Source organism: Streptomyces sp. NPDC059861 (assembly GCF_042731435.1).
Lineage (GTDB): Bacteria > Actinomycetota > Actinomycetes > Streptomycetales > Streptomycetaceae > Streptomyces.
In genome coordinates, this window is record NZ_JBHWJQ010000040.1 from 25,364 (window position 1) to 38,185 (window position 12,822).

The 12,822-nt window shown below is 72.5% G+C and carries 15 protein-coding genes and 1 pseudogene; 5 read left to right on the forward strand and 11 right to left on the reverse strand.

All coding sequences use genetic code 11. The annotated features are described in order from the left end of the window. Nucleotides 1–181: 181 nt before the first annotated feature. From ACFV6X_RS28880 to ACFV6X_RS28895, 4 genes are all read right to left on the reverse strand, one after another. A complete protein-coding gene (locus ACFV6X_RS28880; RefSeq protein ID WP_385388244.1) occupies nt 182–943 on the reverse strand; it encodes an SDR family oxidoreductase in 762 nt (253 codons plus the stop codon). A gap of 11 nt (nt 944–954) precedes the next feature. Next, nucleotides 955–1,716: a 3-oxoacyl-ACP reductase FabG gene (fabG, locus tag ACFV6X_RS28885; RefSeq protein WP_385388246.1), complete on the reverse strand. Its 762-nt coding sequence runs from the start codon at nt 1,714–1,716 to the stop codon at nt 955–957. A 135-nt stretch (nt 1,717–1,851) separates the two neighbouring features. Next, nucleotides 1,852–2,268: a DUF3037 domain-containing protein gene (locus tag ACFV6X_RS28890; RefSeq protein WP_385388248.1), complete on the reverse strand. Its 417-nt coding sequence runs from the start codon at nt 2,266–2,268 to the stop codon at nt 1,852–1,854. Further along, nucleotides 2,265–3,020, reverse strand: a complete 756-nt coding sequence (locus ACFV6X_RS28895) for a HipA family kinase (RefSeq protein WP_385388251.1) — start codon at nt 3,018–3,020, stop codon at nt 2,265–2,267. Before ACFV6X_RS28895 ends, ACFV6X_RS28890 begins: the two co-directional genes overlap by 4 nt. 182 nt (nt 3,021–3,202) lie before the next feature. On the opposite strand from ACFV6X_RS28895, the gene ACFV6X_RS28900 reads away from it, so the two are divergent. After that, nucleotides 3,203–3,658, forward strand: a complete 456-nt coding sequence (locus ACFV6X_RS28900; protein WP_385388253.1) for a Rieske (2Fe-2S) protein — start codon at nt 3,203–3,205, stop codon at nt 3,656–3,658. Between the two features lie 3 nt (nt 3,659–3,661). On the opposite strand, the gene ACFV6X_RS28905 is transcribed toward ACFV6X_RS28900, so the two are convergent. After that, on the reverse strand, nt 3,662–4,303 hold the full coding sequence (locus tag ACFV6X_RS28905) for a cysteine hydrolase (protein WP_385388255.1): 642 nt from the start codon (nt 4,301–4,303) through the stop codon (nt 3,662–3,664). Between the two features lie 134 nt (nt 4,304–4,437). Between ACFV6X_RS28905 and ACFV6X_RS28910 the strand changes: the two genes are divergently transcribed. After that, the gene (locus ACFV6X_RS28910) at nt 4,438–4,905 is read left to right on the forward strand and encodes a pyridoxamine 5'-phosphate oxidase family protein (protein ID WP_385388258.1); all 468 of its coding nucleotides are present in this window, start codon (nt 4,438–4,440) and stop codon (nt 4,903–4,905) included. Between the two features lie 7 nt (nt 4,906–4,912). Here the strand turns inward: ACFV6X_RS28910 and ACFV6X_RS28915 are convergent, their stop codons facing one another. After that, nucleotides 4,913–5,815, reverse strand: a complete 903-nt coding sequence (locus tag ACFV6X_RS28915; protein WP_385388261.1) for a LysR family transcriptional regulator — start codon at nt 5,813–5,815, stop codon at nt 4,913–4,915. A 62-nt stretch (nt 5,816–5,877) separates the two neighbouring features. On the opposite strand from ACFV6X_RS28915, the gene ACFV6X_RS28920 reads away from it, so the two are divergent. Continuing rightward, entirely contained in the window at nt 5,878–6,831 is a 954-nt protein-coding gene (locus ACFV6X_RS28920; protein ID WP_385388264.1) for a DMT family transporter, read from the forward strand. Between the two features lie 82 nt (nt 6,832–6,913). On the opposite strand, the pseudogene ACFV6X_RS28925 reads toward ACFV6X_RS28920, so the two are convergent. Both ACFV6X_RS28925 and ACFV6X_RS28930 read right to left on the reverse strand, forming a co-directional pair. After that, a pseudogene (locus ACFV6X_RS28925) lies at nt 6,914–7,245 on the reverse strand (glyoxalase superfamily protein). Nucleotides 7,246–7,268: 23 nt separating this feature from the next. Next, nucleotides 7,269–8,591, reverse strand: coding sequence for an aminotransferase class I/II-fold pyridoxal phosphate-dependent enzyme (locus ACFV6X_RS28930; protein WP_385388266.1), 1,323 nt, complete (start codon nt 8,589–8,591; stop codon nt 7,269–7,271). Between the two features lie 35 nt (nt 8,592–8,626). On the opposite strand from ACFV6X_RS28930, the gene ACFV6X_RS28935 reads away from it, so the two are divergent. After that, the gene (locus ACFV6X_RS28935; protein WP_385388269.1) at nt 8,627–9,310 is read left to right on the forward strand and encodes a pyridoxamine 5'-phosphate oxidase family protein; all 684 of its coding nucleotides are present in this window, start codon (nt 8,627–8,629) and stop codon (nt 9,308–9,310) included. On the opposite strand, the gene ACFV6X_RS28940 is transcribed toward ACFV6X_RS28935, so the two are convergent. From ACFV6X_RS28940 to ACFV6X_RS28950, 3 genes are all read right to left on the reverse strand, one after another. Beyond that, complete coding sequence (locus ACFV6X_RS28940; protein ID WP_385388272.1) at nt 9,297–10,235, reverse strand: DMT family transporter; 939 nt, start codon at nt 10,233–10,235, stop codon at nt 9,297–9,299. The genes ACFV6X_RS28935 and ACFV6X_RS28940 overlap by 14 nt on opposite strands. Nucleotides 10,236–10,424: 189 nt before the next feature. Further along, the gene (locus ACFV6X_RS28945) at nt 10,425–11,426 is read right to left on the reverse strand and encodes a DMT family transporter (RefSeq protein ID WP_385388275.1); all 1,002 of its coding nucleotides are present in this window, start codon (nt 11,424–11,426) and stop codon (nt 10,425–10,427) included. Between the two features lie 78 nt (nt 11,427–11,504). Beyond that, nucleotides 11,505–12,050 (reverse strand): Clp protease N-terminal domain-containing protein, encoded by a 546-nt coding sequence (locus ACFV6X_RS28950; protein WP_385388277.1) that lies wholly within the window; start codon nt 12,048–12,050, stop codon nt 11,505–11,507. A 261-nt stretch (nt 12,051–12,311) separates the two neighbouring features. Here ACFV6X_RS28950 and ACFV6X_RS28955 point away from each other — a divergent pair, with 261 nt between their 5' ends. Continuing rightward, complete coding sequence (locus tag ACFV6X_RS28955; protein WP_385388280.1) at nt 12,312–12,740, forward strand: SRPBCC family protein; 429 nt, start codon at nt 12,312–12,314, stop codon at nt 12,738–12,740. Nucleotides 12,741–12,822 lie beyond the last annotated feature (82 nt).

A 12,822-nucleotide genomic window follows, 5' to 3' on the forward strand; every position in this document is an offset into this window, starting at 1 on the left:
CAGGCAAACTCGGCCTGAACCATGCTTGCGCGAGGTCATTGATCAGCTTCCGCATGACGACGTTGTCATCGCCCCGTACGCCGCCAATTTGTCGACAGGGGCGCCGATTTCGTCAACAAATTCGCGTCAAGCGATCATCGTTGACGGAGCCGACGCCCCCGTCCGAAGAGAACCGATCCGGTCAGCCGACCCCGGCGTTGAGGAAGATGCCGCCGTCCACGACGAGCGTCTGACCGGTGATCCAGTCGGCCTGCGTCGAGGTGAGGAACGCGGCGGCGCCGCCGATGTCGGAAGGCACGCCGAGCCGGCCTAGCGGATAGGCCGACGCGGCCTCCGCCTCCCGGCCCTCGTACAGGGCCTGCGCGAACTTGGTCTTCACCACCGCCGGGGCGATCGCGTTGACCCGAACCTTGGGCGCGTACTCGTGCGCCAGCTGCAGGGTCAGGTTGATCATCGCGGCCTTGCTGATGCCGTAGGCGCCGATGAAGGGCGAGGGGGCGACACCGGCCACGGAGGCGATGTTGACGATCGCGCCGCCGTTCTCCTTCTGCCAGGCGTGCCAGGTCTTCTGGGCGAACCCGAGCGCCGAGACGACGTTGGTCTCGAAGACCTTGCGCGCCACGTCGAGGTCGAGGTCGGCGATCGGCCCGAACACCGGGTTCGTGCCGGCGTTGTTGACCAGGTAGTCGACCCGGCCGAAGGCCTCCATCGTGCGCTCCACGGCGATGGCCTGGTGGTCGAGGTCGTGGGCCTTGCCCGCGACGCCGATGACCCGGTCGGAGCCGAGTTGCTCGACAGCCTCCTTCAGGGCCTCCTCGTTGCGGCCGGTGATGCAGACGCGGTCACCGCGTGCCACCAGCGCCTCGGCGACGCCGTAGCCGATGCCGCGGCTGCCGCCCGTGACGAGGGCGGCCTTGCCGGAGAGTTCGGGCAGTTCAGTCATGTCCGTGCCCCCTAGTCGAGCGGTCCGCCGGCGACGTACAGCACCTGGCCGGAGACGAATCCGGCCGCCTCGCCCGTGAAGAAGGCGATGGCGTTGGCGATGTCGTCGGGCTCACCGACGCGCTGGACGGGGATCATGGTGGCGGCGGCGGCCTTGAAGTCGTCGAAGCCCATGCCGACCCGCTCGGCGGTCGCGGCGGTCATGTCGGTGGCGATGAAGCCGGGGGCGACGGAGTTGGCGGTGACGCCGAACTTGCCGAGCTCCTTGGCGAGGGTCTTGGTGAAGCCCTGCAGACCGGCCTTGGCGGCGGAGTAGTTGACCTGGCCGCGGTTGCCGAGGGCGGAGGAGGAGGACAGGTTGACGATGCGGCCGAAGCCGGCGTCCACCATGTGCTTCTGGCAGGCCTTCGACATCAGGAAGGCGCCGCGCAGGTGCACGTTCATGACGGTGTCCCAGTCGGCGACGCTCATCTTGAACAGCAGGTTGTCGCGGAGCACGCCCGCGTTGTTGACAAGGATCACCGGCGCGCCGAGCTCCTCGGCGATCCGGGCGACGGCCGCCTCGACCTGCGCCTCGTCGGAGACGTCGCAGCCGACGGCGATGGCCTTGCCACCGGCCGCGGTGATCTTCTCCACGGTGTCCTTGCAGGCGGCCTCGTCGAGGTCGAGCACGGCGACCGCGCGGCCCTCGGCCGCCAGGCGTACGGCGGTGGCGGCCCCGATGCCGCGCGCGGCGCCGGTGACGACTGCGACCCGCTGCTCAGTGGTGGACATTGCTGCTTCTCCTCGCCCTTGGGATGCGGCTCAACGGCACTCTCTTCGATGAGCGACCGCTTAGTACCTTCAGCAGACGTGACGCTAGAAGCCCTGGCACCCGGTGTCAACGGCCCATCGGGTGCATGTGATCCATCACCTCACCAGCAGGTCGAGCAGCCGTTCGGTCTCGGCCGCCGGATCGAGGGTCAGCCCGGTGTGCACCGGGCCGGGCCGGACGACCGTGGAACGGGGCGCGATCAGCCAGCGGAAACGCCGCCCGGCGTCATCGCCCGCCGCCTGTCCGGCCGCCTCCCCGCCCCCGCAGACGCTCTCCGCCGCGCGCAGCGCTGCACGCACTCCGGCCACGTCCGCGTCCGGGTCGAGGGCCAGCAGCCGCGCCTCGTCGAGGTGGGTGCGGGCACCGACGTACGCCTTGGCGCGGCAGTACACGAGCACGCCCGCGTTGATGCACTCGCCACGTTCGACGCGCGGTACGACCCGCAGCAGCGCGTACTCGAAGACGTCCCGGCCGCCGCCCTGGCCGGCCCTGGTGATGTGGCGCTCGCTCACTTGATCCCCTCGATGCGTTCGTGGATGACGGCGGCGCGCGCCAGCAGGGGCCGCGCGTAGGCCCTGCGCAGGTCGTCGGGGGTGTCGAAGCCGGGCTCGCCGGTCAGCCAGGCGTCGGGGATCTCGGCGGTGACCTCGGCCAGCAGGTCCTCGGTGACGAGGGGGGCGAGCCCGGCCGCGGCCGCCGTGACGTCCGGCGCGAAGGTCCGCAGGGCGTGGTCCGAGGCATCGTAGGGGCGGGCGGCGGAGGCCTCGGCGCCGGGCCAGTTGTGGTGCCAGATCATGGTGGCGCCGTGGTCGATGAGCCACAGGTCGCCCTGCCACATCAGCAGGTTGGGGTTGCGCCAGGAGCGGTCGACGTTGTTGACCAGCGCGTCGAACCAGACGATCCGCCCGGCCTCCTCGGGGCCCACCGTGAAGGCGAGGGGGTCGAAGCCGAGCGCGCCGGACAAGAAGTCCATGCCGAGGTTGGGGCCGCCGCTGGACCGGAGCAGGTCCTGGACCTGCTGGTCGGGCTCGCCGAGCCCGAGGAGCGGGTCCAGGCCGACCGTCACCAGACGGGGGACGCGCAGGCCGAGCCGGCGGGCGAGTTCGCCGCAGACGACCTCCGCGACGAGCGTCTTGCGGCCCTGCCCGGCACCGGTGAACTTCATCACATATGTCCCGAAGTCGTCGGCCTCGACGAGTCCCGGCAGCGAGCCACCCTCGCGTAGCGGCGTGATGTAGCGGGTCGCGATGACTTCCTTGAGCATCGCCCCAGGTTACTGGGGTGTTCGGTGCCGTCGGCCCCGGCCTGCCGGTACCGCGTCGCGGTCGTTCCCGCCAGATCTCGATCGAGTGAAGTTAGGCTCGGCCGCTGAACTTCGGCCCTCCGCCGACCGTACTGCTGAACAGATCAAGGGATCACCCAGTGTCCGTGGAAGGGAATGCCAGCATGCCCAGCCAATCGCTTCACACCGAGTCGGGTCCGGCCCGCCGCACCGTCATCGCGGCGGCCGGGGCCGCCGGGCTCGCCGTCGCGCTGACCGCGTGCGGGTCGGGCGACGACTCGTCCAGCACCGGCGTCGACTCCGATTCCGGGGCCGGCGCGGGCTCCGGTGCCGACGGTGGCACCGCCCTCGCCAAGACCTCCGAGATCCCCGAGGGCGGCGGGAAGGTCCTCGGCGACCTGGTGGTCACGCAGCCGACGGCGGGCGAGTACAAGGCGTTCTCCTCCAAGTGCACCCATCAGGGCTGCGCGGTGAAGGACGTCAAGGACGGGGTCATCATCTGCCCCTGTCACGACAGCCGGTTCTCGGCCACCGACGGCAGCGTGCAGCAGGGGCCGGCGACCCAGCCGCTGGCGGCTTCGGAGATCGTCGTGTCGGGCGACGAGATCCGCCTCGCCTGAGGGTCAGCGACGACGCGGGCGTCCGAAGCAGCCGAGCACCTCGTCCGTGGTCGCGACCGTGGCGACCAACGCGAGGGTGTTGCGGATCATCGCGGGGGTGTAGTCGGCGGGCACCCCCGCGACGGCGTCGGACGGCACCACGACCGTGTAGCCGCGGTTCACCGCGTCGAACACCGCGTTGGGCACGGCCACGTTCGCCGAGACGCCGGTGACGATCAGGGTGCGGCAGCCCAGATTGCGCAGCAGCGCGTCGACGTCGGTGCCCTGGATCGGCGACAGGCCGTGCAGCCGCCGTACGACGAAGTCCTCCTCGGTGACCTCGATGGGGGCCGCGACGCGCACCGCCGCGGTGCCGGACAGCTGCCGGACGGGCAGTCGCTCGGCGGCGCGGAAGAGGCGGGCGTTGCGGTTCGCGCCACGGCCGTCGGGGCGGCGTTCGGCGATGGCGTGGATCACCTGGACGCCGGTCTCGTGGGCGGCGGCCACCAGTCGGGCCACATTGCCGAGGGCGCCCGAGGAGCGGAATTCCTTCGCCAGCTCCGGCAGGGCACTGTCCGGGCCGACCACGCCCTGCTGGCACTCGACGGTCAGGAGCACCGTGCTCGCAGGGTCGAGCAGTTCACCGAGCTGTTCGTACGACGGCATGGCGCCCCCCTGATGGCCGGCGATGTGGGAGCCGGTGAGGTCAGCCACCATTGCACAGGGACGGAAGACGGTCCATGCTTTTCTGACAGTCCGTCAGATGCCGTTCTTCCGAGGGGAAAGCCGAGGGGAAACACATGACAGCCACTCAGCGCCGGGGCCGGAAGATCATGATGACGCCCGGTGAGCTGGACGCGTTCCTGACCAGCCAGCGCACCTGCCGGGTCGCCACGGTCTCGGCCGACGGGGCGCCGCACGCGAGCACGCTGTGGTTCGCCTGGGACGGCACCTCGATGTGGCTGTACTCGGTGGTGCGCAGCAAGCGGTGGACCGATCTGCGGCGCGATCCACGGGTGGCGATCGTGGTCGACACCGGGGAGGAGTACGACGAGCTGCGCGGCGTCGAGCTGTCCGGGACCGTCGAGTTCGTGGGCGAGGCCCCGCGCACCGGCGAGCTGTGCGCCGAACTCGACCTGCCTGAGACGCTGTTCGCCCGCAAGAACTTCGCGCTGCAGGAGATGCCGCACGACGGACGGCACGCCTGGATGCGGCTCACACCGGCGAAGACGGTCTCCTGGGACTTCCGAAAGCTCGGTTCGCCGTAGCGCGGGGTCAGCCGACACTCTCGCCCGCCGACCGCAGTGCCGCCACCGCCGCCCTGATCGACGGCCGTCGGTCGGCGTCCGCCCGCCAGACGACGTACACGTGTCGTCGCACCCGCTGCTTCAGCGGCACGGTGACGACCCCGGCGGGCAGGGGGTGGCGGCCGAGCAGCGGGCAGACGCAGACGCCGAGCCCGGCGGCGACCAGCGCGAGCTGGGTGTGCGTCTCGGCGGCGCGGTGCCCGAGGATCGGCTCGACGCCGCGCGAGCGCAGGGTGAACATCAGCCACTCGTGGCAGAACTCGCCCTGCCCCCAGGTGATCCACTCGTCCTCGGCGAACTCCCCGAGGTCCACCTCGTCCCGGTCGGCGAGCGGATGCCCGGCGGGCATCGCCACGTCGGCGGGATCGTCCAGGATCGACGCCTTGACCAGGCCGTCGGGCAGTGCCATCGGCTTGTTGTACCAGTCCAGGACCACCGCCAGGTCGATGTCGCCGCGCACCACGCCCTGGATGCCGCGCTCCGGCTCCAGCTCGCAGGTGCGCAGCCGCAGCGCGGGGTGGGCGGCGCGCAGGGTGGCGAGCGCGCCGGGGAACAGTCCGCGCGCGGCGGTCGGGAACGCCGACAGGCGCAGCTCCCCGGCGACCTGCCCGCGCTGCGCCTCCAGGTCGGACTGGGCGAGGGCGACCTGCGACAGGATGCGCGACGCGTGCTGCGCCAGCAGCCGGCCTGCGTCGGTGAGCCGGACGCCCCGGCCGTGCTTGGCGAGCAGCTGCTGGCCGACTTCGCGCTCCAGTTTGGCCAGCTGCTGGGACACGGCCGAGGTGGTGATGTGCAACCCCTCGGCCGCGCCGCTCACCGAACCGTGCCGGGCGAGCGCGTCGAGGGTGCGAAGACGGTCCAGGCTCAACATATAAGCGATGCTACGAGATACCGGGTGCGAAATCTCGCTTGTTCTACGAGGTCACGTCCCGCATGGTTGCTTCCGTGACCACCGCCACGACCGACGCCACGCATGGCGCCACGCACGGCCCGCTCCGGGCCCCCGCCCGCCGCACGATCGACTGGAGAGTCCGCTTCGCGGCGCTGTCCCTGGTCTGGGGCTTCAGCTTTCTGCTCATCAAGGTGGGCACCGACGGCTACGCCCCCTTCCAGGTGACCCTCGGCCGGCTGCTGTTCGGCACGGCGGTGCTCGCGGCGGCGATGGCGACGAAGCGCCAGCGGCTCCCCCGCGGCGCGCGCACCTGGGCCCATTTGACGGTCGCCGCGTTCCTGCTGAACGCGCTGCCGTTCTCCCTGTTCGCCTACGCCGAGCTGACGATCCCGTCCACGCTCGCCGGCATCTGCAACGCCACCTCGCCGCTGTGGGGCATGGCCCTCTCGATGGTCGCCCTCTCCGAGGACCGGCCCACCCGGGTCCGGGTGGCGGGGCTGGGCCTGGGCTTTCTCGGCGTGCTGACGGTGCTCGGCGCCTGGCACGGCTTCACCGGCGTCGACCCCACCGGCACGGCCCTGGCACTGCTGGCCTCGCTCAGCTATCCGATCGGCTGGATCTACGTCCGGCGCACACTGGCCGGATCCGGGAACTCGCATCTGTCGCTCACCGGCGCCCAGTTGATGCTGGCCACGCTGCAACTGGCCGTCGTGACACCGCTGTTCACCAGCATGCCGAGCCGTCTCCCGGTGGTGCCGTTGCTCGCCGTCGCGGCCCTGGGCGCCCTGGGCACGGGCTTCGCGGTGCTCATCCAGTACGGCCTGGTCGCCGAGGTCGGGCCGACCACCGCCCAGATGGTCACCTACTTCATCCCGGTCATCGCCACGGCGGCGGGCGTCGCCATCCTGGGCGAGTCGCTGACGTGGTCGACACCGGTGGGAGCGGTGATCGTGCTGGCGGGGGCGGCACTGACCCAGGTGCGCCCCAGGAGATGAAGCCGGGGCGCCGACGCCGCCCACGCGCGCGGCGCTCGCCTCAGGGGCGGATCGGGGCTCGCCGCGTGGGTGGGCCCCGCGCTCAGTCCTTCGGCGTGCCGATCCGCAGCCGTTGCCGTCGGGGTCCCGCAGCTCGATCTCCCGGGCCCACGGAGCCTCCTCCACCGGCACGCCGAACTCGGCGGCGACCCCGTCGACGTCGGTGAGCCTCAGACAGACCAGCGTGTCCGGCCGGGCGTCGCCGGTGTGTTCCGACAGGAACAGGCTCACCGGCCCCCGCGCGACCTCCACGAACGCCGGCAGTCCCGGCTCGAAGCGGTGCTCCCCCAGCCGGACGAACCCCAGGCGCTCGTACCAGCGCACCGCCGCGGCGGCGTCGGCCACGCGCAGGACCGGAATGACGTCCTCGTTCATGGCGCCATCGTTCCGGACACCTCCTACACGTGGCTGCGCGCCGGCGCCGGCCGCACCGCTGCGGCGATCACGTCCGCCAGCGGTTCCGTCTCGGCCTCGGTGAGCGTGGCGACGGTGATCCGGATCCCGGGCGGGGCGCTCATGCGGAAGCGGGCGCCGGGGGCGACGGCCCACCCGGCGTGCAGCAGACGGGAGACGGCCGCCGTCTCGTCCGGTACCGGGATCCAGACGTTCAGGCCGGTGCGTCCGTACGCCGCCACCCCGCGCCGCGCGAGCGCGTCGATCAGCGCGCCCCGGCGCCGTCCGTACGCCGCCGAGACGGCCGCCGTGTCCACCGCGCCGTGGGCCCACAGATGTGCCACCGCGCGCTGGGTGATCCGGCTGACCCAGCCGGGCCCGAGCCGCTGCCGCCCGCGCACCCGGTCCAGCGTGACCTCGTCACCGGTGAGCACGGCCAGCCGCAGGTCGGGTCCGTACGCCTTGGCCGCCGAGCGGACGAAGGCCCAGTGCCGGGTGACGCCGGCCAGGGGATGCAGGGGCACGTCGACGATGCCGTGGCCGTGGTCGTCCTCGATCAGCAGGGTCGCCGGATGCTCTCCGAGCACCGAACGCAGGGCACGCGCGCGTGCGGCGCTCAGCACGGCGCCGGTGGGGTTCTGCGCGCGGTCCGTGACGACGAGGGCCCGGGCGCCCGCTTTCAGCGCGCCGTCCACCTCGTCGGGGAGCGGGCCGTCGTCGTCGAGGGCGACGGGAAGGGTGCGCAGCCCGAGGGCCGGCACCAGGTCGAGCAGGCCGCCCCACCCGGGATCCTCCACGGCGACGGCGTCCCCGGGCTTGAGGTGGGCGGCCAGCACCCGCTCGACGGCGTCCAGCGAACCGGAGGTCACCGCGATCGGGCCCGCGGGCACTCCCCCGGCGTCCATCCCGGCCCGTGCGAGGCGCGCCAGTTCGGGCTCCACGGGCGTCTCCCCGTACAGCACCGGCGCCCCGCCCGTCGCCTCGGCGAAGGCGGCCGCCGGCGACGGCAGCAACGCCGGGTCCGGGTTACCGGCCGCCATGTCCCGCACGCCCTCCGGCACGTCCACCGCGATCTCCTCACGGCCGGTGGTGGCCGGTTTGTACCGCACCCGGCTGCCGCGCCGCCCGTCGGTCTCGATGACCCCGCGCTCCCGCAGGGTCCGGTAGGCGGCGGCCACGGTGTTCGGGTTCACTCCGAGGCGGAACGCCAACTCCCGCATGGGCGGCAGCAGTTGCCCCGGCGCCAGCGCGCCCGCCGCCACCGCGCGCTCCACGCTCGCGGAAATCTCCGCTGCGCCCCGGCCCTCGATCCGATATTCTCCTAGCACAAAGACCAGTATGCACTAGTACAATGGAGAACGCCATGCAGGGGACCCAGGAGACGACGTCGCAGGCCGCCGCCTACACCCCGAGCGACCGCACCGTCCCCACCCGCTCACCGGACCGCGCGTCGTACGACAAGGACCTGGTGCACGCGATACTCGACGAGGGGTACGTCTGCCACCTCGGCTTCGTCCGCGACGGCGCGCCGGTGGTCCTGCCGACGCTCTACGCCCGGGTCGGCGAGCGGCTCTACGTGCACGGCTCGACCGGCTCGCGCCCGCTGCGGATGACCGGGCAGGCCGAGCCCGGCCTCCCGGTGTGCCTGACGGTCACCCACGTCGACGCGCTGGTCCTGGCCCGCTCGGCCTTCCACCACTCGATCAACTACCGCTCCGTGCTGGTGCACGGCGTCGCCCATGACGTCACGGATCCGGAGGAGAAGCGGCTGGCCCTCGACGCGCTGGTCGACCACGTGGTGGCGGGCCGCTCGCGTGACTCACGGCCCGCCAACAAGAAGGAGTTCGCCGCCACCGCCGTCATCCGCCTCGACCTCGACCAGGTCTCCGCGAAGGCCCGCACCGGCGGCGTCAACGACGAGCCCGAGGACCTGGCGCTGCCGCACTGGGCCGGCCTGGTCCCGCTGCGCAAGGGATACGGCACACCGGTGCCTGCCGCCGACCTGGCGCCCGGCACCGACCTGCCCGGCTACCTCACCGCGCGCTGAGCCCACGCGCCCCGCGCGCCTCGGCCACCGCCAGTCCCGCGACCGAGCCCAGCATCAGCAGGGTGCCGGCCAGGGTGGCGGTGGTGAGCTGCTCGCCGAGCAGGGTGACGGCCAGGACCGCCGCGCTGACCGGCTCCAGCAGCATGATCACGGACACGGTGGCCGACCGTACGACGGCCGCGCCCGCGAAGTAGAGGGCGTAGGCGAGGGCCGTGGGGATCGCCGCGATGTAGACGAGGAGCCACAGCAGCAGGGCGGGTTCCGCCGTGTGCGGAACCAGGCCCTCCGTCAGCGCGAACGGCAGCAGGCACAGGGTCGTGACCGCGAACGCCCAGACGGTGGTGGCGGAGGCGTCGGCGCCGCCCCCGCGGCCCCAGTAACGGGTGAGCAGGGTCATCGCGCAGTACCCGGCCGCGGACAGCAGGGCGAGCGCGATCCCCCAGGGGCGTACGGCGGTGTCGCCGCCGCCGAGCACGAGCACTCCGAGGCCGCTGAGCGCGCCGGTGACCGCCAGCACGCCGGCGCGGCCGAGCCGCTCCCCCATGGTCAGGCGTGCGCCGAGCGCGATGAGGACGGGGCCCGCGCCGAGGGTGACGACGGTGGCGACGGCGAGGCCGGTGGCGGAGACGGCGGCGAAGTAGGCCGTCTGGAACACCGCCAGCCCGAGGCCGATCGCGCCGATCCGCAGCGCCTTGCGGGCGAGCGGCTCGGGGGCGGCCGCGACGGCGCGCGGGCGCAGATGGCGGGCGGCGAGCAGGAGGAGCAGGCCGGCCGCGCAGCGCCAGAACGACAGGGCGACGGAGCCCATGTCACTGGAGCGGTAGACCAGTGAGGCTGCCGCGCCCGCGGTGCCCCAGGCGGCACCGGCGACGATCAGATACAGGAGGCCTCGCCCGACGGGCAGGCCGGAAGCAATGGTGGACACGCGTTTCTCCGCATTGCGCCAGGAGCGCAGAAGTTCGGGAAGGACCGCCGCTGTGCGGGGTCCGCGGACGACTTCCGCGGGCAGCACCGTTCAGCCCTGCGCGACAGCGCGGGGCATGGAGGTCCGGAGGGCCCGCCTCAGGCGGCCGGAGGCGGAAGAACGCGCGCGTCCGAATACATGATCAGCACTCTATGCGGCCGTTCCCCGGGCCGACAACTCACGCTCGGGTCCGCCACCGGCCACCACCGGCTCCGGCGAGCCCTTGGCGGGCGTCGACGACTGCGCGATGAACGCACCGATCAGGACGATCACCCCGCCCACGATCTGCGGCGCCGAGAGGTGCTCGCCGAGCAGCACCCAGGCCAGCACGGTCGCGATGACCGCCTCCAGGCACGCCACGACGCCCGCGACCTGCGGGGAGAGCCGGCGTACCGAGACCACGCCGGTGACGTAGGCGACGACGGTCGCGATCAGCACGATCCAGGCGAGCAGCGCGCCGGCGGGGACGGCGGTGCCGTCCATTCGGGCGGAGCCGGCGAGCACCGACCAGTCCATTCCCCACGGGCGGGCCACGACGGTCAGCACGGCGGCGCCGATCAGCAGCCCGTACGCGATCACGCCGAGCGGGTCCGGGGCGTCGGCGCCGGAGTCGCTGCCCTGGTCGGACAGCACGAAGTAGCCGACCTGGCAGCAGGCGGCGCCGAGGGCGAGCAGCAGTCCGAGGGCGTCGAAGCCGAGTCCGGACCACACCTCGACCACGCAGGCGAGGCCGCCGACCGCGAGGACCACGCCGAGCGCCGCGGCGCGCGTCACCGGCCGCCGTTGCACGAACCGCACCCAGCCGAGCACCAGGGCGGGCGCGAGGTACTCGACGAGCAGCGCGACGCCGACCGGGATGCGCGATATCGCGGCGAAGTAGCAGGCCTGCACACCGGCGACGGCCAGCAGGCCGAACCCGGCGAGCAGCGCGGGCCGGCGGCGCAGCAGCGCGCGGTGGCGCACGGCGAGCGGCAGCATCACGAGGGCCGCGCCGGCCACCCGCAGCCACACCACGTGAAGCGGGTCGAGGCCCGCCTCGATCAGCGGCTTGGCCGCGACTCCCGATCCGCCGAAGGCGACCGCCGACCCGAGCGCGAGCGTGAGCCCGGTGCCCTTTCCGCGGCTTCCCCGACTGCTGACTGACGTATGCACCCGGACATGATGACAGGCGGCGACATGACCGTCATCCCCGATGGCTCCTGTCTCGACGAATGGACTCCGGCCGCCCGCTCAGGAACCGGCCTCGGCGCCTCCGACGCACTCCTGCGAGCCGTGCTCGATCCGCAGGAACAGCTCGGGCGCCTCCACCCCGGCGCGCTCCAGCACCTCGACGGCCCGCGACCGCGGATCCACGACGATCCCCGCGAGCAGATCGAGCCCCCGGGCCCGCCCGTCGCCGCGGCGCGCGGCGCGTTCCCCGGCGTACGCCATCGCCGTGGCGGCCAGCGGCGAGTGGCCCGGGACCCCGGTCACGACCGGGATCGCGCCGGAGTCCTCGACCGCGCTCTGCCAGCGCAGGCCGTAGCCGATGCTGCGCTGCACGAGGTAGCCGAGCAGCCGCGCGAGCTGCGGTTCGCTGTCGAAGACGGCGCGCACCTCGGGGTCGTACTCCAGGAGCGAGTGCAGCAGATGGGCGGTGTCGACCTGCCGGTCCCCGTCCCGCACGGCCCGCCTGCGGGCACCCGCGACCACCGCCGCCAGCTCGTCGCTGAGACTGGCATCGTTGTCCGCGTGGGGGTGTTCGCCGGCCTGCTGCCGGGGGATCGGGTATTGCACACCCCTACCCCACCAGTCCCGTCGGATCCGGTCATCCCCGGCCAGAACCATTTTCCCGTCCCACGGACAGGGGACATCCCTGGCCGGAATCTCCTCCTCAGGGATGAGATCAGGCCGAAACCGGCACGACGCACGCCGCCTGCCGCGCGCCGGCACAGCGCCGGGCACGTCCACATTTCCTGACGCCTCGTCAGTATTGAATGTTGCAGGCCCTGCGGCTACGTTCCGCGACACCGAAGCCCGACACGAAGAGGTGGTCGCATGGCCGAAGTCAGCGCGGAGGCACGCATCGAGGCACCGGCCGAGAAGGTGTGGGCCCAGCTCACGGACTGGTCCGCGTACGGTGAGTGGAACGCGACCCACACCAGCTTCCCCAAAGGCGGCCCGACGACCCTGGAGATCGGCGCCACCTTCCAGGAGAACATGAAGCTCATGGGCTTCCCGGCCGAGGTCGAGTGGACCGTGGAGGAGCTGACACCGGCCCGGGTGCTGGCGATTCGCGGCAAGGGCCCGATGTCCGTGACCGTCACCACGCGCTACACCCTGGTCCCCGACGAAGACGCCACGACGGTCCGTATCGACGGGGAGTTCACCGGTGCCGCGGTCTCCCTGATGGCGGGCAAGCTCAAGGACTCGGCGACGGCCGCACTGGACGAGTCGCTGAGGAAGCTGGCCGGCCTGGTGACGTGATGCCGCCGCGCACCTGGGCCTCGACGCACGGCAGAGCGCCCCGCGGATCGTTCCGCGGGGCGCCTGTGGTGCCGTGGGGCAG